The sequence below is a fragment of the Pseudomonas sp. NPDC089406 genome, from assembly GCF_044900265.1.
In the GTDB taxonomy this organism is placed as follows: Bacteria; Pseudomonadota; Gammaproteobacteria; order Pseudomonadales; family Pseudomonadaceae; genus Aquipseudomonas; species Aquipseudomonas fakonensis.
Map to the genome: position 1 here is coordinate 37348 of NZ_JBJDNC010000028.1, position 22736 is coordinate 60083.

Here is a 22736-nt window from a genome sequence, read left to right on the forward strand (position 1 = left end):
AGGAGTGCCCCCATGTTGCCCCGCAAGCCCCTACTGGCCGCCCTGGCCCTCACCCTGTTCGGTGGCACTGCCCAGGCGGCGGACGAAGTGGTGGTCTACTCCTCGCGCATCGACGAGCTGATCAAGCCGGTGTTCGACGCCTACACCGCCAAGACCGGGGTGAAGATCAAGTTCATCACCGACAAGGAAGCGCCGCTGATGCAGCGCATCAAGGCCGAGGGCCAGAACGGCGTGGCCGACCTGCTGCTCACCGTCGATGCCGGCAACCTCTGGCAGGCCGAGCAGATGGGCATCCTGCAGCCGATCAAGTCGAGCATCATCGACCAGAACATCCCGCCGCAGTACCGCGCCTCGTCCCATGACTGGACCGGCCTGAGCCTGCGCGCGCGGACCATCATCTACTCGACCGACAGGGTCAAGCCGGCAGAGCTCAGCACCTACGAAGCCCTGGCCGACAAGCAGTGGGAAGGCCGCCTGTGCCTGCGCACGGCGAAGAAGGTGTACAACCAGTCGCTGACCGCCACCATGATCGAAAACCACGGCGAGGCCGAAACCGAGAAGCTGGTCAAAGGCTGGGTCAACAACCTGTCCACCGACGTGTTCTCCGACGACAACGCGGTGATCCAGGCCATCGAGGCCGGCCAGTGCGACGTGGGTATCGTCAACACCTACTACTACGGCCGCCTGCACCAGCAAAACCCCAAGCTGCCGGTGAAGATTTTCTGGCCCAACCAGGCTGACCGCGGCGTGCACGTCAACCTGTCGGGCATCGGCCTGACCAAGCATGCCCCGCACCCGGAAGCTGCGAAAAAACTGGTGGAATGGATGACCGGTGAAGAGGCGCAAAAGCTGTTTGCCGACATCAACCAGGAATTCCCGGCCAACCCGAAGGTCAAGCCGTCGGCAGAAGTGGCGGCCTGGGGCAGCTTCAAGGCTGACAGCATCCCGGTGGAAGTGGCCGGCAAGCGCCAGGCCGAGGCCATCCGCCTGATGGATCGGGCTGGCTGGAACTGAGTTTCAGCGCTTATCCTTGCGGGGCCTTCAGGGGCCCCTTCGCGGCTAAAGCCGCTCCCACAGGTTTTGCACTGCCTGCGCCGGCCCCATCGCCGGCAAGCCGGCTCCTACAGGTGCAGCGCAGGCCTGAAGATTATGTAACCCTGTGGGAGCGGCTTTAGCCGCGAACGACCGCGCAGCGGTCGCAACCTGCAACCGAGACTCCCGCCTTGCCCCACACCCCCCAACGCCGCTGGTACCTCCCGGTCTTTCTCACCGCCGCCCTGGTGCTGCTGCCGCTGAGCGTGCTGCTGCTGTCCTGGCAGTCGGTCGATATGCAGATCTGGTCGCACCTGCTCGACACGCAGATGAGCCGGCTGCTGGGCAACACCCTGACCCTGGTGCTGGGCGTGGGCGTAGGCGTCACCGTGCTGGGGGTGAGCCTGGCCTGGCTCACCAGCCTCTGCGAGTTCCCCGGGCGGCGCTGGCTGGACTGGGCGCTGATGCTGCCGTTCGCCATTCCCGCCTATGTGCTGGCGTTCGTCTTCGTCGGCCTGCTGGATTTTGCCGGCCCCGTGCAAAGCGCCCTGCGCGAGGTGTTCGGGCCCATGCGCCTGCCCCGGGTGCGCTCCACCGGCGGGGTGATCACCGTGCTGGTGCTGGTGTTCTACCCCTACGTGTACCTGCTGGCGCGCACCGCCTTCCTGGCCCAGGGCAAGGGCCTGATGGAGGCCGCGCGGGTGCTCGGGCTGTCGCCGCTGCAGGCGTTCTGGCGGGTGGCGCTGCCCATGGCGCGCCCGGCCATCGGCGCCGGCATCGCCCTGGCATTGATGGAAACCCTGGCCGATTTCGGTGCGGTGGCGGTGTTCAACTTCGACACCTTCACCACCGCCATCTACAAGACCTGGTACGGCTTCTTCAGCCTGTCCAGCGCCGCGCAACTGGCCAGCTTGCTGCTGCTGGCGGTGATGCTGGTGTTGTACGGCGAACGCCGCGCCCGTGGTGCCAGCCGCAGCGCCAACGAACGCCCGCGCGGGCAGGCGCTGTACCACCTGCGCGGGTTCAAGGCGTTCGCCGCCAGCGCCTGGTGCCTGCTGGTGTTCGCCTGCGCCTTCGTGATCCCGCTGTTGCAGCTGCTGGTGTGGTGCTGGCAGCGCGGCCGGCATGACCTGGACGAGCGCTATGTCGGGCTGGTGCTGCACACCCTCTACCTGGGGGCCATGGCAGCGCTGGTCACCGTGAGCGTGGCCCTGCTGCTGGCCTTTGCCCGGCGCCAGGCGCCGACCACCGGCATTCGCGCCGGTGTCGGCCTGGCCAACCTGGGCTATGCGCTGCCGGGCTCGGTGCTGGCGGTGTCGATCATGCTGGCGTTCAGTTACCTCGACAACCAGCTGGTGATCCCGCTGCAGCAGTGGCTGGGTGGTGCCGGCAAGCCGCTGCTGCTGGGCAGCCTGTCGGCGTTGCTGCTGGCCTACCTGGTGCGTTTCATCGCCGTGGCCTACGGCCCGCTGGAAAGCAGCCTGGAGCGCATCCGCCCGTCACTGCCAGAGGCATCGCGCAGCCTCGGGGTGGCCGGGCCGGGATTGTTTTTCAAGGTGTATCTGCCGCTGCTGGTGCCCGGCGCGTTGAGCGCTGCGCTGCTGGTGTTCGTCGACGTGCTCAAGGAAATGCCCGCCACCTTGCTGATGCGCCCGTTCGGCTGGGACACGCTGGCCGTGCGGGTGTTCGAGATGACCAGCGAAGGCGAGTGGGCGCGGGCCTCGTTGCCGGCGTTGACCCTGGTGCTGGTGGGCCTGTTGCCGGTGATCGGGTTGATCCGCCGTTCGGCCCATCGTCCCGGGCTTCCGCGCTGAGGGTGCCACGTCGCGTCCTTGCGGCTACAATGCGCGGCATTCGCGCGGCGGGTCCTACAAGAAGAGCTGACGATTAAACGTCATCGACCGCTGCCGCTTCGCCACGCCCGGAAGGAGAAACCCATGGGACAGCGCACGCTTTTGTTCGACTTGCACCTGGCGCTTGGCGCCAAGACGGTCGATTTTGGTGGCTGGGACATGCCGCTGCACTATGGCTCGCAGGTCGAGGAGCACCACCAGGTGCGCAGTGACTGCGGCGTCTTCGATGTTTCCCACATGACGGTGATCGACGTCACCGGCAGCCAGGCCACGCCCTGGTTGCAACGCCTGCTGGCCAACGACGTGGCCCGCCTCGACGGCATCGGCAAGGCCCTCTACAGCCCGCTGCTCAGCGAAGACGGCGGCGTGATCGACGACCTGATCGCCTACCGCACCGACTGGGGCTACCGCCTGGTCACCAACGCCGCTACCCGGGCCAAGGTGCTCGACTGGCTGCGCGTGCAGCGCGCAGGTTTCGAGGTGACCTTCGACGTACGTCCGGACCTGGCCATCCTTGCCATCCAGGGCCCGCGGGCCCGCGACAAGGTCGCGCCCTTGCTCAGCCCCGCGCGCGCTGCAGTCATCCGCGAACTGCGCCCTTTCGAAGGCGTGGCTGAAGGCGACTGGTTCATCGCCCGCACCGGTTACACCGGCGAAGACGGCCTGGAGATCATCCTGCCCGGCGATCAGGCCGTGGCCTTCTTCAACGACCTGGTCGGCGCCGGCATCGCCCCCAGCGGCCTGGGTGCCCGCGACACCCTGCGCCTGGAAGCCGGCATGAACCTGTACGGCCAGGACATCGACCAAACCCACACCCCGCTGACCTCCAACCTGGGCTGGTGCATTGCCTGGGAGCCGGCGGGTCGCGAGTTCATCGGGCGCGCGGGCCTGCTGGCAGAAATTGAACGCGGCGTGCAGGAAAAACTGGTCGGGCTGGTGCTCGAGGAGCGCGGCGTATTGCGCGCCCACCAGGTGGTCCGTGTATCCGGCATTGGCGAAGGGGAGATCACCAGTGGTAGTTTCTCGCCTACGCTGAGCAAGTCCATTGCCCTGGCCCGCGTACCCATGGCCACCGGCGACCGCGCCGAAGTCGAGATTCGCGGCAAGTGGTACCCGGTGCGGGTGGTCAAGCCGACCTTCGTGCGCCACGGCAAAGTCCTGATCTGAACATTCAACGGCGGGCCGACCGCTGACCCAAACGAGGAAGACAACACATGAGCAATATCCCCGCCGACCTGCGTTTCGCCGAGAGCCACGAGTGGGCCCGCCTGGAAGTCGACGGCAGCGTTACCGTAGGCATCAGCGACCACGCGCAGCAGGCGCTGGGTGACGTGGTGTTCGTCGAACTGGCCGAAGTCGGCAAGGTGTTCGCTGCCGGCGACGCCGCTGGCGTGGTCGAGTCGGTCAAGGCCGCCTCCGACATCTACGCCCCGGTGGCCGGCGAAGTGATCGCGGTCAACGAAGGGCTGGCCGACAGCCCCGAGCTGCTCAACGAAGAGCCTTACGATTCGTGGATCTTCAAGCTCAAGCCAAGCGACAAGTCGCAGCTGGACAAGCTGCTAGACGCTGCTGCCTACAAGGCCGCCATCGGCGAGTAACGGTATCCGCTCCCACGCAACATCGTGGGAGCGGGCTTGCCCCGCGATGGGGCCGGCACTGCAAACGCAATAATCCCCGCACATCCGGCAATCCTTCCTAGACTTGTAAGTCTCCAAGAGAACTGGTCCAGGAAGAGATCTCGCCATGTCCCAGTCGCCATCCCTGCGTCAACTGCACCTCGCCAACCCGTTCCTGCAGCGCCACCTGGGGCCCGATGCCCAGGAGCAGCAGGCCATGCTGGCCGCCCTCGGCGTCAGCAGCCGCAGCGAGCTGATCGAGCAGACCGTACCGCCCGGCATCCGTTTCAACCGCCCGCTCGATCTGCCCCCGGCGCTGGATGAGCAGGCCGCCCTGGCCAAGCTGGCCGGTTACGCCGCACAAAACCAGCTGTGGACCAGCCTGATCGGCATGGGCTACCACGCCACCGTCACCCCCACGGTGATCCTGCGCAACGTGCTGGAAAACCCCGGCTGGTACACCGCCTACACGCCCTATCAGCCGGAGATCGCCCAGGGCCGGCTGGAGGCGCTGCTGAACTACCAGCAGATGGTCATCGACCTCACCGGCCTGCCGCTGGCCAACGCTTCACTGCTCGACGAAGCCACCGCCGCTGCCGAGGCCATGGCCCTGGCCAAGCGCGTGGCGCGCAGCAAGAGCAATGCGTTCTTCGCCGATGAGCACTGCCACCCGCAGACCCTCTCGGTGCTCAAGACCCGCGCCGAGGGCTTTGGCTTCGAGCTGATCGTCGATGCTGTGGATAACCTCGGCAAGCACGCGGTGTTCGGCGCCTTGCTGCAATACCCCGACACCCATGGCGAGGTGCGCGACCTGCGCCCGTTGATCGACCAGTTGCACGGCCAGCAGGCTGTGGCCTGCGTGGCCGCCGACATTCTCAGCCTGGTGCTGCTGACCCCGCCGGGCGAGCTGGGCGCGGACGTGGTGCTTGGTTCCACCCAGCGCTTTGGCGTACCCATGGGCTACGGCGGGCCCCACGCCGCCTACTTCGCCTGCCGCGACGACTACAAGCGGGCCATGCCCGGGCGCATCATCGGTGTGTCCCGCGATGCCCGCGGCAACACCGCGCTGCGCATGGCCCTGCAAACCCGCGAGCAGCACATCCGCCGCGAGAAGGCCAATTCGAACATCTGCACGGCGCAGGTGCTGCTGGCCAATATCGCCGGCTTCTACGCCGTGTATCACGGCCCCGAAGGCCTGCGGCGCATCGCCCAGCGCGTGCACCGGCTGACCTTCATTCTGGCTGCCGGGCTTGAAAGCAAGGGCATCAAGCGCCTCAACCAGCACTTCTTCGACACCCTCACCCTCGATGTCGGCGGCACTCAGGCGGCGATCATCGAAAGCGCCGAGGACGCGCGCATCAACCTGCGCATTCTTGGTCGCGGGCACTTGGGGGTGAGCCTGGACGAAACCTGTGACGAAGCCACAGTGCTCAAACTGCTGGATATCTTCCTCGGCGTAGACCACGGCCTGGACATCGCCGCCCTCGACCAGCAGGCGCTGCCAGAGGGCATCCCCAGTGCGCTGGTGCGGCGCACGCCGATCCTGGAGCACCCGGTGTTCAACCTGCACCACAGCGAAACCGAGATGCTGCGCTACCTCAAGCAGTTGGAGAACAAGGACCTGGCGCTGAACCAGTCGATGATCCCGCTGGGCTCCTGCACCATGAAGCTCAACGCCAGCAGCGAGATGATCCCCATCACCTGGCCCGAGTTCGCCCAGCCGCACCCCTTCGCCCCGGCGGCCCAGGTGCAGGGCTACAAGGCGATGATCGACGAGCTGGAAAGCTGGTTGTGCGCCATCACCGGCTTCGACGCCATCTGCATGCAGCCCAACTCCGGCGCCCAGGGCGAGTACGCGGGCCTGATGGCCATCACCCGCTACCACCAGAGCCGCCACCAGCCCGGGCGCACCCTGTGCCTGATTCCGTCGTCGGCCCATGGCACCAACCCGGCCTCGGCGCAGATGGCCGGCATGGAGGTGGTGATCGTCGAGTGCGACGAGGACGGCAACGTCGACCTTGAAGACCTCAAGGCCAAGGCCCAGGCGGCGGGTGAGCGGTTGTCGTGCCTGATGGTCACCTACCCCTCGACCCACGGCGTGTACGAAGAGGGCATTCGCGAAATCTGCGAAGTGGTGCACCAGCATGGCGGCCAGGTGTACATGGACGGCGCCAACCTCAACGCCCAGGTGGGCCTGGCACGGCCGGCCGACATCGGCGCCGACGTGTCGCACATGAACCTGCACAAGACCTTCTGCATCCCCCATGGCGGTGGCGGGCCGGGCATGGGGCCGATCGGCATCCGCGCCCACCTCAAGCCGTTCGTCGCCAGCCACCCGGTGGTGCCGGTGCCCGGGCTGGACCCGAACAACAGCGCGGTCAGCGCCGCCCCTTGGGGCAGTGCGAGCATCTTGCCGATCAGCTGGATGTACATCGCCATGATGGGGCCGCAACTGGCCGACGCCAGCGAGGTGGCGATCCTGTCGGCCAACTACCTGGCCAGCCAGCTGCGTGATGCCTTCCCGGTGCTGTACCGCGGGCGCAACCAGCGTGTGGCCCACGAGTGCATCCTCGACCTGCGCCCGCTCAAGGCGCTGACCGGCATCACCGAGGAGGACGTGGCCAAGCGCCTGATGGATTACGGCTTCCACGCTCCGACCATGTCGTTCCCGGTGCCGGGCACGCTGATGGTCGAGCCCACCGAGAGCGAGTCGAAGGCCGAGTTGGACCGCTTCGTCGAGGCGATGCTGGCGATCCGTGCAGAAATCGACCAGGTGCAGCAGGGCAACTGGCCGCTGGAGGACAACCCGCTCCGGCATGCCCCGCACACCCTGGCCGATGTGCTGGCGCCGTGGGCGCGGCCCTACAGCATCGAACAGGGCATCGCCCCCAGCGCTCACGCGCGCCAGCACAAGTACTGGCCGGCGGTGAACCGGGTCGACAACGTGTATGGGGACAGGAACCTGTTTTGCGCTTGTGTGCCGGTGGAGGCGTATCGCTGAGGGGCGAACGCATCGCGGGGCAAGCCCGCTCCCACGAAGCGAACCTGCGTGGGAGCGGGCTTGCCCCGCGATAGGGGTTTACTCGGCGACGGCGTTCTTGGCCAGGATCGCGTTGGCCAGTTCCATGTCGCTGGCCTGCACGCCCGGGTTGTCGGCGCGCACCTGGCGCATCGCGGCCTCCAGGAACGGCCCGCGAATGGCGCCGTCGCTGGCGACGAAGCTGCCGGCGTCATCCTGGGCGGCGACGATCAGCTTGTGGTCCTTGAACGTCAGGTAGGTCGAGGCGGTGGTGGCGCCCGACGAAATGATGTTGCGCCAGAAACCGTCGGCCATGGCGGCGCCAACGGGCAGCGAAACCAGGACAGCGGCTGCGATGGCTTGCTTGAAACGCATGATGAAGCACCTCGGTGGGTGAGGGTTGTGATGATGCAACTTGGATCTTGCCCCCCGTGGCCAAGTTCCCGGCACCGCCGGCTATTTGTCGGTTATCCACAGACCCGCAGCACCTCTTCGAGCGAGGTCACGCCCTGGCCGATGCGCTCCTGGCCGCAGCCGCGCAAATCAAGCATGCCGTCGGCCTGCGCCTGCTGGCGCAAGGCGGCCAGGTCGGTGTCGGCGGTGATGCGTTCGCGCAGGCCTTGGCTGACGCTTAGCAGCTCGAACAGCCCGGTACGCCCGTGATAACCGGTGCCCCGGCACTGGTAGCACAGCGTGCTTGCGCCGCGGCACAGCGTACACAGGGTGCGCACCAGGCGCTGGGCCATGACCCCGAGCAGCGTGGCCCGCACCAGGTAGCTGGCCACCCCCAGCTCCTGCAGGCGGGTCACGGCGCTGCAGGCATCGTTGGTGTGCAGGGTCGAAAGCACCAGGTGCCCGGTGAGCGCCGCCTGCACTGCTACCTGGGCGGTTTCGCGGTCGCGGATCTCGCCGATCATGATCACGTCCGGGTCCTGGCGCAGCAGGGCGCGCACACCGTCGGCAAAGCCCAGGTCAAGCGCCGGCTGCACCTGCAGCTGGTTGATCGCAGGTTCCAGGCGCTCGATGGGGTCTTCGATGCTGCACAGGTTCACCTGGGGCGTGGCCAGCAAGCGCAGGCTGGCGTAAAGGGTGCTGGTCTTGCCCGAACCTGTGGGGCCGGTGACCAGCACAATGCCCTGGCGCTGCTTGAGCAGCGCCTGCCAGTGCTCCAGTAACTGGCCTTGCAGGCCGAGGCTTTGCAGCGTTTCGTGCTGCTGGCGGGCGTCGAACAGGCGCAGCACCAGCTTTTCGCCAAAGGGCGTGGGTAGCGTCGACAGGCGCATTTCCACCTCCAGCCCGCCGGGCAGCCGGCTTTTCAGGCGGCCGTCCTGCGGGCGGCGTTTTTCGGCCACGTCCATGCGCCCCAGGTGCTTGAGGCGGCTGACCATGGCCAGGGCGACACCCGCCGGAAAGGCGTACACGCTGTGCAGCAAGCCGTCGATGCGCAGGCGCAGGTGGCCCTGTTCGCGGCGTGGTTCCAGGTGGATATCGCTGGCACGTTGTTCGATGGCGTACTGCAGCATCCAGTCCACCAGGTGCACGATGGGTGCATCATCGGCGCTGGCCTGGCTAAGGCCTGAGCCCAGTTCCAGCAGTTGCTCCAGCTCGCCCAGGCGCGCCGGTTGCTGCTGGTCGGCGCCCTGTACCGAATGGGCCAGGCCGAAGAATGTCGGGGCGAGCTGGCGAATCTGTACGGGGCTGGCCAGCACCCGGTGCACGGGTTTGCCCAGGCTGCGGCACAGGTCGGCCTCCCATTCACGCTGGTAGGGCTGGGCGCTGGCCACGGTGACGCCGGTGGCATCGGCCGCGACCAGCAGAATGTGATGTCGCTGGGCAAAGGCCGCAGACACCAACCCGCTGACTTGAGCCAGGTCGACCTGCAACGGGTCGATGTGCAGGAAGGGCTGGCCAACCTGCTCGGCCAGCCACTGGCACAGGGTGTCCAGGCTCAGCAGCTGGCCGGGGTGGCAGGGGTCGGCCAGGCCCAGGCCGGCGATCAGTTCGAGCGGGTGTTCGGTGGGTTTGGCCTTGGCCTGCGCGAGGGCTTCGAGGGCGGCCTGGGCGGTAATGCGTTGCTCGGCCAGCAAGGCATCGAGCAGGCGGTGCAGGTCGAGGTCGAGGGTCTGGTTGGCGAACATGGCGGCAGTCCTTGCCAGGTGAACGGACCTGGAAGGCTACCCGGATGGCTTTGCCTGCGTGCGGGCAAAGGGTTTCGGGACTTTGCCGGGCGCCACTTCAGCCGGCCGCGACTTCGGCCAGGGGCGGCATGTTCTCAAGGCTCACGTCAGCAACGCAGACCAGGTTGCGCAGTTTTTGCGCAATCACCTCGGCGCGGTGCCAGCTCAGGCCGCCGATGCCGATTTGCATGTGAAGCCAGTCATCCTGCTGGCTTACCTGCACGCTGTGGGGGGTGAGGAACTGCAGGGCAAACAGGTTCAGCACCCGGCACAGGCTATCTGGCTCGGCCTCGGCCTGCAGGCGGTAGTGCACGGTGCTGTGGGCGGTGCTGGCAGCCCAGGCGTCGAGGCGGGGGGCGGCGAGGGGCCGTTCGAGTGCGTTCATGCTGGGTCTCCGCGAAAGTGGGGAAATTCTTGCACGCTGAACGGGGTATTGTTTCGCTATGATTCGGTCGATTTGGCCACTGTGCGAATTGTATGATTCGCAAGAACGCATTTTCAGGAATCAATCATGCAAAGCGAGCTGGATGCCTTTGATCGTCGAATCCTCGAACTGCTGCAGGAGGACGCATCGCTCTCAAGCGCGCAGATCGCCGAGCGCGTAGGGCTGTCGCAGTCGCCATGCTGGCGGCGCATTCAGCGCTTGCGCGAAGAAGGGGTGATTCGCGGGCAGGTGACCCTGCTGGACCGCAAGAAGGTGGGCCTGAACACGCAGATCTTCGCCGAGGTGAAGCTCAACGCCCACGGGCGCTCGAACTTTGCCGAGTTCACCGAGGCGATCCGCGGTTTCCCGGAAGTGCTGGAGTGTTATGTGCTGATGGGGTCGGTGGACTTCTTGCTGCGCATCGTCACCTCGGATATCGAGGCTTATGAGCGCTTCTTCTTCGAAAAGCTGTCGAACGTGCCGGGTATTCAGGAAGTGAATTCGATCGTGGCGCTATCCGAGATCAAGAGTACGACGAGTTTGCCGTTGCAACGCTGAGGGTGGCGCGTTCCCTGTAGGAGCGGCCTTGCCGGGGCGCCGGACCGGTCGGAAAGGGGCGCGAAGCGGCCCCAGGATTTGCGCATCATGCAAGATTGCCGGGGCCGCTCTGCGGCCCTTTCGCGACACAAGGCCGCTCCTACAGGGATTGCATAAGCTTCAGGCCAGTGCCGTACCGGTAGGAGCGGGCTTGCCCCGCGATGTGCGTCATCAAGCCTTGAGCAAATGCTTCCAGGCGCGGTTCTGCTCGATGGCGCGGGCCTGCTCGATGCGTGCTTCCAGCAGCTCGCTCTTGTCTTCTTCACCCAGCGGCTGCTCGGCCAGCTCGTGCAGTTTGTTCAGCTCGCCGTACAGGCGGTCCTGCTGCGGCACGTCGAGCACCTGGCGGGCGTGGTGCAGCCAGGCCAGGATGCCTTCGATGCGCGGCAGCTGCTCACCCAGGTCTTCCGGGCGCTGCACGTACAGTGGCAGCTTCAGGGCGCGGGCTTCTTCACCCAGCTGATGGTGCAGCCAGCTGGCCAGCTGCGCCTTGCCCTGGCGCTCGCCACGGCCCTTGCGTTCCACGGTCCAGGCGCGGGCGGTCAGCCAGCGGGCGGTTTCCAGCGAGAACTGGCCCCAGCGTGGGTCCTCCAGCTCCTCGGCGAACTGCTCGGGGGCGGCGCGGCGGATGTCTTCGTCGTCATTGCCGGCCTGTACCAGCGGGCGCCAGTCTTCCAGCAGCGCGTCGAGGCTGGCGCGCAGGGCCTTGGTCACCGGGCGCGGTGCCGCCTGGCCAAGGCTGGCGGTGAGGGCGCGCAGTTCGGCGAGGCAGCGTACCCAGTCCTGCAGCAGGCGCCAGTGGCCGTTGTGGCGGTACTGCTCGGCCAGGCGCTGGCTGCTGCCCAGCAGTTGCCAGGCCAGGGCGGCGTAGGCGTCGTCCAGTGGCATTTCGGCGTCCAGCTCGCTGGCCGGCAGGTCCAGCTCGTAGCTGGCCTCGTCGAGCAGGCGGTAGCCGCGTTCGGCCTTGCTGATGTCGCACGGCATCAGGGCGACGCTTGCGGCAAGTTCCGCGGCCAGCTCCAGCAGGGCTGCCGGGTCGCCTTCGCGCAGTTCAAGCTCCAGCTCGCTGATTTCTTCCTTGCGCTTGCCGACCACCACGAAGCCTTGGTCCAGGGCGGCTTCGATCACCACCTTGGCCTTGCCGCGGCCCCAGGAGATTTCGGCGTACTCGCGGGTGAAATCGGTGGTGAACAGCGGCTTGATGGTCTTCTTGTCGAGCTCGGCCAGTTGCTCGGGCCAGCAGCTGGCGTCGAGTTTTTTCAGGTCCAGCTTGACCTTGTCCAGCTGCCACTCGTACTCGTTGCGCTCGGACAGGCCGGCCACGCTTTGGCCGCGGCACTTGAGGGTCTGGATGATGACCTCGCCGTCGCGGCGCAGGCGCAGCGCCACACGGGCGGCCGACAGGTCGCGCTCCGGCGTGTCGAAGTACTGGTTGAGCAGTTCGCGGGTCTGCCAGCCGGACTTGTTGCGCTTTTTCAGCAGGGGGTGCTCGCGCAGGGCGGCGAGGGTCTCGCGGCTGGCGCGGAGTTTGAGTTCGGTTTCTTTGTGCATCGCGGGCTCGGAAGGAGGGGCATCGTGGGATGTGAGTCTACAGGAGTCGGGTGTCGCCTGCCGGATTTGGGGCTGCTGCGCAGCCCTTCGCGGGTAAACCCGCTCCTACAGGATGGCGATAACCCTGTAGGAGCGGGTTTACCCGCGAAGGGCCGCATAGCGGCCCCAGGAATGGCTTGCCCTGCGCAGGGAATGGGTTGTTATGATGCCCTCCATGCTTTTGAGGAGTCCGCGCATGCCGTTGCCGTCGCTGAAAGACCAGTTCGCCGCCCTGATCGCCGCACCGTCGGTCAGTTGCACCCAGCCGGCCCTCGACCAGTCCAACCGCGCGGTCATCGACCTGCTGGCCGGCTGGCTGGGCGACCTGGGTTTCACCTGCGAGATCCAGCAGGTCACCCCGGGCAAGTTCAACCTGCTGGCCAGCCGCGGCACCGGCCCCGGCGGCCTGGTGCTGGCCGGGCATAGCGACACCGTGCCGTTCGACCCGCAACTGTGGCAAAGCGACCCGCTCAAGCTTACCGAGGTCGATGGCCGCTGGGTGGGCCTGGGCAGCTGCGACATGAAGGGCTTCTTCGCCCTGGTGATCGAGGCGGTCACGCCGCTGCTTGAACACGACTTCAAGCAGCCGCTGCTGATTCTGGCCACCTGCGACGAGGAGAGCTCGATGTCCGGTGCCCGCGCCCTGGCCGAGGCCGGCCAGCCGCTCGGGCGGGCGGCGGTGATCGGCGAGCCCACCGGGCTCAAGCCGATCCGCATGCACAAGGGCATCCTCATGGACCGCATCGATATTCTCGGGCGCAGCGGCCATTCGTCGGACCCGAACCTGGGCCGCAGCGCCCTGGAGGCCATGCACGCGGCGATGGGCGAGCTGATGGACCTGCGCCGCGGCTGGCAGGAAAAATACCGCAACCCGCAGTTCACCGTGCCAACCCCGACCCTGAACTTCGGCTGCATCCACGGCGGCGACAACCCCAACCGCATCTGCGGCCAGTGCGCCCTGGAGTTCGACCTGCGTCCGCTGCCGGGCATGGATGTCGAGCAACTGCGTGCGGCCATTCGCAGCAAGCTGGTGCCGCTGGCCGAGCGCTTCGAGGTGCAGATCGACTACGCGCCGCTGTTCCCCGAGGTGCCGCCGTTCGAGCAGGCCGCTGACGCCGAGCTGGTGCAACTGGCCGAACGCCTGACCGGCCACCGCGCCGAAGCGGTGGCCTTTGGTACCGAAGCGCCTTATCTTCAGCAGCTCGGCTGCCAGACCATCGTGCTCGGCCCCGGCGACATCGCCTGCGCCCACCAGCCCGGCGAATACCTTGAAATGTCACGTATCGAGCCTACCGTGCGTCTATTGCGTGACCTGGTGCGGCACTATTGCCTGAGCTAAACGTCCACTGACTTCATTCGTCACTGCCTAGAGGAGACCGCGCGTGACCGCAAGCCTGTTCCGACGATGACTTTCGAACGTTGTGCGCCTTTCCGTCTCCGTTCACTTATCCACAGGCCTTGTCATGCCCGATTATGTCAACTGGCTGCGCCATGCTTCTCCCTACATCAACGCCCACCGCGATTGCACCTTCGTGGTCATGCTCCCCGGTGACGGCGTCGAACACCCGAATTTCGGCAATATCGTCCACGACCTGGTGCTGCTGCACAGCCTGGGCGTGCGCCTGGTGCTGGTGCACGGTTCGCGCCCGCAGATCGAAAGCCGCCTGGCCGCCCGCGGCCTGACCCCGCACTACCACCGTGGCCTGCGCATCACCGATGCGGCCACCCTGGACTGCGTGATCGACGCGGTCGGTGCCCTGCGCCTGGCCATCGAGGCGCGCCTGTCGATGGATATCGCCGCCTCGCCGATGCAGGGTTCGCGCTTGCGGGTGGCCTCGGGCAACCTGGTCACCGCACGGCCGATCGGCGTGCTCGAAGGGGTCGACTACCACCACACCGGCGAAGTGCGCCGGGTCGACCGCAAGGGTATCAGCCGGCTGCTCGACGAACGCTCCATCGTGCTGCTGTCGCCGCTGGGCTATTCGCCCACCGGGGAGATCTTCAACCTGGCCTGCGAAGACGTCGCCACCCGCGCCGCCATCGAGCTGGGCGCCGACAAGCTGCTGCTGTTCGGCGCAGAACCCGGCTTGTTGGACGACCAGGGGCGCCTGGTGCGCGAGCTGCGCCCGCAACAGGTGGCGCCGCACCTGCAACGCCTGGGCAGCGACTACCAGGGCGAGCTGCTGGATGCTGCCGCCGAGGCCTGCAAGGGCGGCGTGGCGCGCAGCCATATCGTCAGTTATGTCGAGGACGGTGCGCTGCTCAACGAGCTGTTCACCCGGGCCGGGGCCGGTACGCTGGTGTCCCAGGAGCAGTTCGAGGTGGTGCGCGAGGCGACCATCGAAGACGTTGGCGGCCTGCTGGACCTGATCAGCCCGCTGGAAGAGCAGGGCATTCTGGTACGCCGTTCGCGGGAGGTGCTGGAACGTGAGATCGAGCAGTTCAGCGTGGTCGAGCGCGAGGGCATGATCATCGCCTGTGCGGCGCTGTACCCGATTGCCGACTCCGAGGCCGGCGAGCTGGCGTGCCTGGCGGTGAACCCGGAGTACCGGCATGGCGGGCGCGGTGACGAGCTGCTCGAACGCATCGAAACCCGGGCGCGGGCGTTGGGGTTGAACACCTTGTTCGTGCTGACCACGCGTACCGCGCACTGGTTCCGCGAGCGGGGGTTTGCACCCAGTGGTGTGGAGCGCCTGCCGGCGGCGCGGGCATCGCTGTACAACTACCAGCGCAATTCGAAGATTTTCGAGAAGTCGTTGTAAGCCTGTGCCGGCCTCATCGCCGGCAAGCCGGCTCCTACAGGTATAGCGCAGGCTGAAGGTTACTCGGCCCCTGTAGGAGCGGCCTTGTGCCGCGAAAGGGCCGCAGAGCGGCCCCGGCGATCTCTGCTTGATACACAAATCCTGGGGGCGCTTCGCACCCCTTTCCGACCGGTCCGGCGCCCCGGCAAGGCCGCTCCTACATAGAGAGATCTGTGGGTTGGGGGCAATGAAAAACGCCGCCCTTGTGGGCGGCGTTTTTGTTTACACGGTGTGCAGGTACCAGTTGTACTCGAGGTCGGAGATCGAATGCTCGAACTCCTCCAGCTCGCTCTCCTTGCACGCGACGAAGATGTCGATGTACTTCGGATCGATGTACTTGTTGAGGATTTCGCTGTCGTCCAGCTCGCGCAGGGCATCGCGCAGGTTGTTCGGCAGGCTCTGCTCCAGCTGCTCGTACGAGTTGCCTTCGATCGGCTCACCCGGCTCGATCTTGTTGGTCAGGCCATGGTGCACACCGGCCAGTACCGCAGCCATCATCAGGTACGGGTTGGCGTCGGCGCCGGCCACTCGGTGTTCGATGCGTACGGCGTCCGGCGAGCCGGTCGGTACGCGCAGGGCCACGGTGCGGTTGTCCAGGCCCCAGCTCGGCGCGTTCGGTACGTAGAACTGCGCGCCGAAGCGGCGGTACGAGTTGACGTTGGGGCACAGGAACGCCATGGAGGCGGGCAGGGTCTCGAGCACACCGCCGACAGCGTGACGTAGCGCGGCGTTCTGCTCGGGATCCTCGCTGGTGAAGATGTTGTTGCCATCTTTGTCCAGCACGGAAATGTGTACATGCAGGCCGTTGCCTGCCTGGCCCGGGTAGGGCTTGGCCATGAAGGTGGTGTCCATTTCATGGTCGTAGGCGATGTTCTTGATCAGGCGCTTGAGCAGCACTGCATAGTCACAGGCCTTGAGCGGGTCGGCGACGTGGTGCAGGTTGACTTCGAACTGCGCCGGGGCGCTTTCCTTGACGATGGCGTCGGCCGGGATGCCTTGCTCCTTGGCGCCTTCAAGAATGTCCTGCAGGCAGTCGGCATATTCGTCGAGGTCGTCGATGAGATAGACCTGAGTGGACTGCGGGCGCTTGCCCGAAATCGGCGAGCGTGGCGGCTGCGGGCGGCCGTTCACGTTCTCCTGGTCGATCAGGTAGAACTCCAGCTCGAACGCGGCGCAGATGGTCAGGCCCATGTCGGTGAACTTGCTCACCACCTGGCGCAACACTTCACGCGGGTCGGCGAAGAAGGGTTCGCCTTCGATCTCGTGCATGGTCATCAGCAGCTGCGCGGTAGGGCGCTTCTGCCAGGGCTCGTTGGAGAGGGTGCCGGGGATCGGGTAGCAGATGCGGTCGGCATCGCCGATGTCCAGGCCAAGGCCTGTGCTTTCGACGGTGGAACCGTTGATGTCCAGGGCGAAGAGGGAGGCCGGCAGGTTGATGCCTTTTTCGTAAACCTTGTGCAGGCTCGTGCGCTCGATGCGCTTGCCACGAACCACACCATTCATATCTGCAATCAGAAGGTCAACGTAGAGAACCTCAGGATGTTCCTTAAGGAACGCGTTCGCTTCGTTAAGCTGAACGGCACGCGGGGGTACCGACATGATGCAACACCTTTGTTGTTAAAAATATCAATCAAGGGGGGCTTGCAACCCCAGTCAATCGGAAAGACCAGGTGAAGTCAAGCCAGCCCCATGATGCCCTTAAATGGCACATCTACGGCAGATTTGCTGCATATCGGGGCGTGTCATTATCCGCTATTTTCGTGTTGAAGGGTTATCCCGGGCAGGGCGTCTTTTATTTTTTACGCAATGGTTGTGTAAAAAAATGAACAAGGCTAAGCTCGGACACAACCCAAAACACAATAATACGAGGGTCACATGGTCCGCCTGTCGAGACCTGAAAACACCGCCTGCACGGTGCGCTCAGGCATATCTCCCGGTTGCCGCCCAGTCATTGCACGCTTGCAACACTGCTGTGTTGTACTGGCCGCAATAATTGACGGTTTGCACAAAAAGGCCATGCCTCGTAACGCTTTAGCGGCTCTCTTCCTTTCTATCTGCCCTCGGTTTACGGCCCGGACACACTTTTATCGAGTGTATCCACTGTCGTCCTGCGCGGGGGTTTTTGCTTTAGCCATGCACTGCATACAGAATCAAGGCGTGGGCCATTCAAGGCCCCTCGGTGCCCCGTGCGCCGACCCTGAACGACGCCAGGCGTCAACGGCCGCAGGTTGCCGTCAACCGGGCCACATTACCTCCTGAGGTATTTATGAGTAACAACCTCGACCAGCTCACCGATTGGTTGAAAGAGCACAAGATCACCGAGGTGGAATGCCTGATCAGCGACCTGACCGGCATCACCCGCGGCAAGATCTCGCCGACCAACAAGTTCATCGCCGAAAAAGGCATGCGCCTGCCCGAGAGCGTGCTGCTGCAGACCGTGACCGGCGACTATGTCGACGATGACATCTATTACGAACTGCTCGACCCGGCCGACATCGACATGATCTGCCGCCCCGACGAGAACGCGGTGTTTCTCGTGCCCTGGGCCATCGAGCCGACCGCCCAGGTGATCCACGACACCTACGACAAGAAGGGCAACCCGGTCGAACTGTCGCCGCGCAACGTGCTCAAGAAAGTGCTCAAGCTCTACGCCGACAAAGGCTGGCAGCCGATCGTCGCGCCCGAGATGGAGTTCTACCTGACCAAACGCAGCGAAGACCCGGACTTCCCGCTGCAGCCGCCGGTGGGACGCTCCGGCCGCCCTGAGACCGGCCGTCAGTCGTTCTCCATCGAGGCTGCCAACGAATTCGATCCGCTGTTCGAGGACGTCTACGACTGGTGCGAACTGCAGCAGCTGGACCTCGACACGCTGATCCACGAAGACGGCACCGCGCAGATGGAGATCAACTTCCGTCACGGCGACGCCCTGCACCTGGCCGACCAGATCCTGGTGTTCAAGCGCACCATGCGTGAGGCCGCGCTCAAGCACAACGTGGCCGCCACCTTCATGGCCAAGCCGATGACCGGCGAGCCGGGCAGCGCCATGCACTTGCACCAGAGCGTGGTCGATGCAGCCACCGGCAAGAACATCTTCAGCAATGAAGACGGCAGCATGAGCGAGCTGTTCCTCAACCACATCGGCGGCCTGCAGAAGCTCATCCCCGAAGCGCTGCCGCTGTTCGCCCCCAACGTCAACTCGTTCCGCCGCTTCCTGCCGGATACGTCTGCGCCAGTGAACGTCGAATGGGGCGAAGAAAACCGCACCGTCGGCCTGCGTGTGCCGGATGCCGGCCCGCAGAACCGCCGGGTCGAGAACCGCCTGCCGGGCGCCGACGCCAACCCCTACCTGGCCATCGCCGCCAGCCTGCTGTGCGGCTATATCGGCATGGTCGAAGGCATCCAGGCCAGCGCGCCGGTGCAGGGCCGTGGCTACGAGCGGCGCAACCTGCGCCTGCCGCTGACCATCGAGGATGCCCTGGAGCGCATGGAAAACAGCCGCGCACTGGAGCAGTACCTGGGCGAGAAATTCATCGCCGGCTACGTCGCCACCAAGCGCGCCGAGCACGAGAACTTCAAGCGCGTCATCAGTTCCTGGGAGCGTGAGTTCCTGCTGTTCGCTGTCTGATCAACCCTGAGGCCGCCTGCGGGCGGCTGCCGGAAAATGGAGAGGCACATGAGCGTCAACAACCCGCAAACCCGTGAATGGCAAGCCCTGAGCGGCGAACACCACCTGGCCCCTTTCAGCGACTACAAGCAGCTGAAGGCCAAGGGGCCGCGCATCATCACCAAGGCGCAGGGCGTTCATTTGTGGGACAGCGAGGGGCACAAGATCCTCGACGGCATGGCCGGCCTGTGGTGCGTGGCGGTGGGCTATGGCCGCGAAGAGCTGGTACAGGCGGCAGAGAAGCAGATGCGCGAGCTGCCGTACTACAACCTGTTCTTCCAGACCGCCCACCCACCAGCGCTGGAGCTGGCCAAGGCGATCACCGAGGTGGCCCCCGAGGGCATGACCCATGTGTTCTTCACCGGCTCCGGCTCCGAAGGCAACGACACCGTGCTGCGCATGGTCCGCCACTACTGGGCGCTGAAGGGCAAGCCGCACAAGCAGACCATCATCGGCCGCATCAACGGCTACCACGGCTCCACCGTGGCCGGTGCCAGCCTGGGCGGCATGAGTGGCATGCACGAGCAGGGCGGCCTGCCGATCCCGGGCATCGTGCACATCCCGCAACCTTACTGGTTCGGCGAAGGCGGCGAGATGACCCCGGACGCCTTCGGCGTATGGGCCGCCGAGCAGTTGGAACAGAAAATTCTCGAAGTCGGCGAAGACAACGTCGCCGCCTTCATCGCCGAGCCGATCCAGGGTGCCGGCGGGGTGATCATCCCGCCAGAAACCTACTGGCCGAAGGTCAAGGAGATCCTCGCCAAGTACGACATCCTGTTCGTCGCCGATGAGGTGATTTGCGGGTTCGGCCGTACCGGCGAGTGGTTCGGCTCGGACTACTACGACTTGCAGCCTGACCTGATGACCATCGCCAAGGGCCTGACCTCCGGTTACATCCCCATGGGCGGTGTGATCGTGCGTGACAAGGTGGCCCAGGTACTCAGCGAGGGCGGCGACTTCAACCACGGTTTCACCTACTCCGGCCACCCGGTGGCGGCGGCGGTGGGCCTGGAAAACCTGCGCATCCTGCGTGACGAGCACATCGTCGAGAAAGCCCGCACCGAAGTGGCACCCTACTTGCAAAAACGTCTGCGTGAGCTGCAGGACCACCCACTGGTGGGCGAAGTACGCGGCCTGGGCCTGCTCGGCGCGATCGAACTGGTCAAGGACAAGGCCACCCGCAGCCGTTACGAAGGCAAGGGCGTGGGCATGGTGTGCCGCAACTTCTGCTTCGACAACGGCCTGATCATGCGCGCGGTGGGCGACACCATGATCATCGCCCCGCCGCTGGTGATCAGCCACGCCGAGGTGGACGAACTGGTGGAAAAGGCGCGCAAGTGCCTGGATTTGACCCTGGAAGCGATCCGATAACGGTCTGCTAGGCTGGCGAGGTGACATTAAGTTGCTACAAGGCACTCGTTTGGTTGAAACAGCGCCTTGTAACTTGCCAGACTAACGGCTGTTTCAGTCGCCCAGCGCGTGAACCGTGGGACCTGGCTGCTGAACAGAAGGCTTTGATAATAAATTCTGGAGCATTACGCATGAGTAAAATGGGCAAGACGTTGCTGGCCGCCGCCCTGATGGGTGCCATGGCTACCGCTGTTCAGGCTGAAGACAAGGTGTTGAACGTCTACAACTGGTCGGACTACATCGCTCCGGACACCATCGCCAAGTTCGAGAAACAGAGCGGTATCAAGGTCAAGTACGACGTCTTCGACAGCAACGAAACCCTCGAAGCCAAGCTGCTGGCCGGCAAGTCCGGTTACGACATCGTGGTGCCGTCCAACAACTTCCTGGCCAAGCAGATCAAGGCTGGCGTTTACCAGGAACTGGACCGTTCCAAGCTGCCCAACTGGAAGAACCTCGACGAAGACCTGCTCAAGGCCGTGGGTGACGCCAGCGACCCGGGCAACAAGTACGCCTTCCCCTACATGTGGGGCTCCATCGGCATCGGCTACAACCCGGAAAAGGTCAAGGCTGCGCTGGGCGTAGACAAGATCGACTCGTGGGATGCCGTGTTCAAGCCCGAGAACATCGCCAAGCTCAAGAGCTGCGGCGTGAGCTTCCTCGACGCCCCGACCGAAATGCTGCCGGCCGCGCTGCACTACCTGGGCCTGCCAAGCAACAGCACCAAGGCTGAAGACCTGAAGAAGGCCGAGGCACTGTTCCTCAGCGTTCGCCCGTCGATCACCTACTTCCACTCGTCCAAGTACATCGGCGACCTGGCCAACGGCAACATCTGCGTGGCCGTCGGCTACTCGGGTGACCTGGAGCAGTCCAAGGCCCGTGCCCACGAAGCCGGCGACAAGGTCAAGCTGGACTACATCATTCCGAAAGAAGGCGCCGGTACCTTCTACGACATGGTCGCCATCCCGAAAGATGCCGAGCATAAAGACGCTGCCTACGCGTTCATGAACTTCCTGCTGCAACCGGAAGTCATGGCCGAGATCACCAACGCCGTGCGCTTCCCCAACGGCAACAAGGCCGCGACCCAGTTCGTCGACAAAGACATCACCAGCGACCCAAGCATCTACCCGCCTGCTGAAGTGAAGAAGCAGCTGTATGCGATCGCAGCCCCCGAAGCTGCCGCCCAGCGCGTCATCACCCGCAGCTGGACCAAGATCAAGTCGGGCAAGTAAGCCTGATGCGAAGCCCTCTGGGCCGGGGTTTCCCGCCCCAGAGGCATTGAGCGGCAAATAAGATTGCGGCATCTGTGCCGTGAAGGTAAGTTGCGCGCCGGTTTTGCGTGAGCGGCCAGGAGTTTTCGCCCGCAAAGGCACTGATTGTGAGGACCACCCACTTGTCTATTTCTGTATTTCGCAAGGCCTTGATGGCTGGAGCGGGTCTGACGCTGGCATGCAGCGTCCAAGCGGCGCCCACGGTGCACATCTACAACTGGTCCGACTATGTCGGCCCGAACACCCTTGCCGAGTTCCAGAAGGAAACCGGCATCGAGCCCAAGTACGACGTCTTCGACAGCAACGAAACCCTCGAAGGCAAGCTGTTGGCCGGGCGCACCGGCTATGACGTGGTCGTGCCGTCCAACCATTTCCTCGGCAAGCAGATCAAGGCGGGCGCGTTCCAGAAGCTCGACAAGAGCCTGCTGCCCAACTATGCCAACCTCGACCCGGCGCTGATGAAGCGCCTCGAGAAGAACGACCCGGGCAACCAGTACGCGGTCCCCTACCTGTGGGGCACCAACGGCATCGGCTACAACGTCGAGAAGGTCAAGGCCGCGCTGGGTACCGACAAGATCGATTCCTGGGCCGTGTTGTTCGAGCCCGAGAACATGAAAAAGCTCAGCAAGTGCGGGGTCGCCTTCCTCGACTCGGCTGACGAGATGCTGCCGGCAGTGCTCAACTACCTGGGCCTGGACCCGAACAGCAGCAACCCCAAGGACTACGCCAAGGCAGAAGAAAAACTGCTGGCCGTGCGCCCGTACGTGACCTATTTCCACTCCTCCAAATACATCACCGATCTCGCCAACGGCGACATCTGCGTGGCCGCCGGCTTCTCCGGCGACGTGTTCCAGGCCAAGGCCCGTGCTGAAGAAGCCAAGAAGGGCGTGAAGCTGGCCTACGCCATCCCCAAGGAGGGCGGCAACCTCTGGTTCGATGTGCTGGCGATTCCCAAGGATGCCAGCAACGTCAAGGAGGCCCACGCCTTCATCAACTATTTGCTGAAGCCTGAGGTTATCGCCCAGGTCAGTGATTACGTCGGTTACGCCAACCCGAACCCCAAGGCTGGCGACCTGATGGACCAGGCCGTGAGGACTGACGCCGCGGTTTACCCACCGCAGGAAGTGCTGGACAAGATGTTCGTCAACTCGGAGCTGCCACCCAAGGTGCAGCGCCTGATGACCCGCAGCTGGACCAAGGTCAAGTCGGGCAAGTAATTATCCAGGCCCGCCGCGGCGCCTTTAAAGCAGGCCGCGCGGGCACAAAAAATCTTGTTGGGAGTTTC

The 22736-nt window shown here is 64.8% G+C and carries 17 protein-coding genes; 12 read left to right on the forward strand and 5 right to left on the reverse strand.

Features of this window, described 5'->3' with window-relative positions; translation table 11 throughout:
* Nucleotides 1-12 precede the first annotated feature (12 nt).
* From ACI2KK_RS19415 to gcvP, 5 genes are all read left to right on the forward strand, one after another.
* Nucleotides 13-1014 carry an extracellular solute-binding protein gene (locus ACI2KK_RS19415; protein WP_217886796.1) on the forward strand — a complete coding sequence of 334 codons (1002 nt, stop codon included), beginning with the start codon at nt 13-15 and terminating at the stop codon, nt 1012-1014.
* A gap of 209 nt (nt 1015-1223) precedes the next feature.
* A complete protein-coding gene (locus ACI2KK_RS19420) occupies nt 1224-2846 on the forward strand; it encodes an ABC transporter permease (protein WP_404670165.1) in 1623 nt (540 codons plus the stop codon).
* 123 nt (nt 2847-2969) lie between these two features.
* Complete coding sequence (gene gcvT / locus ACI2KK_RS19425; protein ID WP_404670166.1) at nt 2970-4052, forward strand: glycine cleavage system aminomethyltransferase GcvT; 1083 nt, start codon at nt 2970-2972, stop codon at nt 4050-4052.
* A gap of 47 nt (nt 4053-4099) precedes the next feature.
* The gene (gene gcvH, locus ACI2KK_RS19430) at nt 4100-4483 is read left to right on the forward strand and encodes a glycine cleavage system protein GcvH (protein ID WP_404670167.1); all 384 of its coding nucleotides are present in this window, start codon (nt 4100-4102) and stop codon (nt 4481-4483) included.
* Between the two features lie 145 nt (nt 4484-4628).
* Nucleotides 4629-7502: an aminomethyl-transferring glycine dehydrogenase gene (gene gcvP / locus ACI2KK_RS19435; protein WP_404670168.1), complete on the forward strand. Its 2874-nt coding sequence runs from the start codon at nt 4629-4631 to the stop codon at nt 7500-7502.
* 78 nt (nt 7503-7580) lie between these two features.
* Here the strand turns inward: gcvP and ACI2KK_RS19440 are convergent, their stop codons facing one another.
* From ACI2KK_RS19440 to ACI2KK_RS19450, 3 genes are all read right to left on the reverse strand, one after another.
* Entirely contained in the window at nt 7581-7895 is a 315-nt protein-coding gene (locus tag ACI2KK_RS19440; protein ID WP_404670169.1) for a DUF2388 domain-containing protein, read from the reverse strand.
* Nucleotides 7896-7987: 92 nt separating this feature from the next.
* Nucleotides 7988-9658 carry a GspE/PulE family protein gene (locus ACI2KK_RS19445; protein WP_404670170.1) on the reverse strand — a complete coding sequence of 557 codons (1671 nt, stop codon included), beginning with the start codon at nt 9656-9658 and terminating at the stop codon, nt 7988-7990.
* A gap of 97 nt (nt 9659-9755) precedes the next feature.
* A complete protein-coding gene (locus tag ACI2KK_RS19450) occupies nt 9756-10082 on the reverse strand; it encodes a hypothetical protein (RefSeq protein WP_404670171.1) in 327 nt (108 codons plus the stop codon).
* A 126-nt stretch (nt 10083-10208) separates the two neighbouring features.
* Here ACI2KK_RS19450 and ACI2KK_RS19455 point away from each other — a divergent pair, with 126 nt between their 5' ends.
* Nucleotides 10209-10679, forward strand: coding sequence for an Lrp/AsnC family transcriptional regulator (locus ACI2KK_RS19455; protein WP_404670172.1), 471 nt, complete (start codon nt 10209-10211; stop codon nt 10677-10679).
* Nucleotides 10680-10889: 210 nt separating this feature from the next.
* Here the strand turns inward: ACI2KK_RS19455 and ACI2KK_RS19460 are convergent, their stop codons facing one another.
* Nucleotides 10890-12269 (reverse strand): inorganic triphosphatase, encoded by a 1380-nt coding sequence (locus ACI2KK_RS19460; protein WP_404670173.1) that lies wholly within the window; start codon nt 12267-12269, stop codon nt 10890-10892.
* 235 nt (nt 12270-12504) lie between these two features.
* Between ACI2KK_RS19460 and argE the strand changes: the two genes are divergently transcribed.
* Both argE and argA read left to right on the forward strand, forming a co-directional pair.
* A complete protein-coding gene (gene argE / locus ACI2KK_RS19465) occupies nt 12505-13647 on the forward strand; it encodes an acetylornithine deacetylase (protein ID WP_217841257.1) in 1143 nt (380 codons plus the stop codon).
* Between the two features lie 124 nt (nt 13648-13771).
* On the forward strand, nt 13772-15070 hold the full coding sequence (gene argA / locus ACI2KK_RS19470) for an amino-acid N-acetyltransferase (RefSeq protein ID WP_404670174.1): 1299 nt from the start codon (nt 13772-13774) through the stop codon (nt 15068-15070).
* Nucleotides 15071-15331: 261 nt separating this feature from the next.
* Here the strand turns inward: argA and ACI2KK_RS19475 are convergent, their stop codons facing one another.
* Nucleotides 15332-16708, reverse strand: a complete 1377-nt coding sequence (locus tag ACI2KK_RS19475) for a glutamine synthetase family protein (RefSeq protein WP_110734219.1) — start codon at nt 16706-16708, stop codon at nt 15332-15334.
* A 667-nt stretch (nt 16709-17375) separates the two neighbouring features.
* Between ACI2KK_RS19475 and ACI2KK_RS19480 the strand changes: the two genes are divergently transcribed.
* The 4 genes from ACI2KK_RS19480 (at nt 17376) to ACI2KK_RS19495 (ending at nt 22668) form a co-directional block, all read left to right on the forward strand.
* Nucleotides 17376-18734 (forward strand): glutamine synthetase family protein, encoded by a 1359-nt coding sequence (locus ACI2KK_RS19480; RefSeq protein ID WP_217841260.1) that lies wholly within the window; start codon nt 17376-17378, stop codon nt 18732-18734.
* 48 nt (nt 18735-18782) lie between these two features.
* Nucleotides 18783-20144: an aspartate aminotransferase family protein gene (locus ACI2KK_RS19485; RefSeq protein ID WP_404670175.1), complete on the forward strand. Its 1362-nt coding sequence runs from the start codon at nt 18783-18785 to the stop codon at nt 20142-20144.
* A 170-nt stretch (nt 20145-20314) separates the two neighbouring features.
* On the forward strand, nt 20315-21412 hold the full coding sequence (locus ACI2KK_RS19490) for a polyamine ABC transporter substrate-binding protein (protein ID WP_404670176.1): 1098 nt from the start codon (nt 20315-20317) through the stop codon (nt 21410-21412).
* Between the two features lie 161 nt (nt 21413-21573).
* Complete coding sequence (locus tag ACI2KK_RS19495; RefSeq protein WP_404670177.1) at nt 21574-22668, forward strand: polyamine ABC transporter substrate-binding protein; 1095 nt, start codon at nt 21574-21576, stop codon at nt 22666-22668.
* Nucleotides 22669-22736 lie beyond the last annotated feature (68 nt).

Excerpts from the sequence above, each read along its gene's own strand:
- ACI2KK_RS19415 (WP_217886796.1), top strand. The coding sequence starts at position 13 with ATGTTGCCCCGCAAGCCCCTACTGGCCGCCCTGGCCCTCACCCTGTTC.
- gcvT (WP_404670166.1), top strand. The coding sequence starts at position 2,970 with ATGGGACAGCGCACGCTTTTGTTCGACTTGCACCTGGCGCTTGGCGCC.
- gcvH (WP_404670167.1), top strand. The coding sequence starts at position 4,100 with ATGAGCAATATCCCCGCCGACCTGCGTTTCGCCGAGAGCCACGAGTGG.
- gcvP (WP_404670168.1), top strand. The coding sequence starts at position 4,629 with ATGTCCCAGTCGCCATCCCTGCGTCAACTGCACCTCGCCAACCCGTTC.
- ACI2KK_RS19440 (WP_404670169.1), bottom strand. The coding sequence starts at position 7,895 with ATGCGTTTCAAGCAAGCCATCGCAGCCGCTGTCCTGGTTTCGCTGCCC.
- ACI2KK_RS19445 (WP_404670170.1), bottom strand. The coding sequence starts at position 9,658 with ATGTTCGCCAACCAGACCCTCGACCTCGACCTGCACCGCCTGCTCGAT.
- ACI2KK_RS19450 (WP_404670171.1), bottom strand. The coding sequence starts at position 10,082 with ATGAACGCACTCGAACGGCCCCTCGCCGCCCCCCGCCTCGACGCCTGG.
- ACI2KK_RS19455 (WP_404670172.1), top strand. The coding sequence starts at position 10,209 with ATGCAAAGCGAGCTGGATGCCTTTGATCGTCGAATCCTCGAACTGCTG.
- ACI2KK_RS19460 (WP_404670173.1), bottom strand. The coding sequence starts at position 12,269 with ATGCACAAAGAAACCGAACTCAAACTCCGCGCCAGCCGCGAGACCCTC.
- argE (WP_217841257.1), top strand. The coding sequence starts at position 12,505 with ATGCCGTTGCCGTCGCTGAAAGACCAGTTCGCCGCCCTGATCGCCGCA.
- argA (WP_404670174.1), top strand. The coding sequence starts at position 13,772 with ATGCCCGATTATGTCAACTGGCTGCGCCATGCTTCTCCCTACATCAAC.
- ACI2KK_RS19475 (WP_110734219.1), bottom strand. The coding sequence starts at position 16,708 with ATGTCGGTACCCCCGCGTGCCGTTCAGCTTAACGAAGCGAACGCGTTC.
- ACI2KK_RS19480 (WP_217841260.1), top strand. The coding sequence starts at position 17,376 with ATGAGTAACAACCTCGACCAGCTCACCGATTGGTTGAAAGAGCACAAG.
- ACI2KK_RS19485 (WP_404670175.1), top strand. The coding sequence starts at position 18,783 with ATGAGCGTCAACAACCCGCAAACCCGTGAATGGCAAGCCCTGAGCGGC.
- ACI2KK_RS19490 (WP_404670176.1), top strand. The coding sequence starts at position 20,315 with ATGAGTAAAATGGGCAAGACGTTGCTGGCCGCCGCCCTGATGGGTGCC.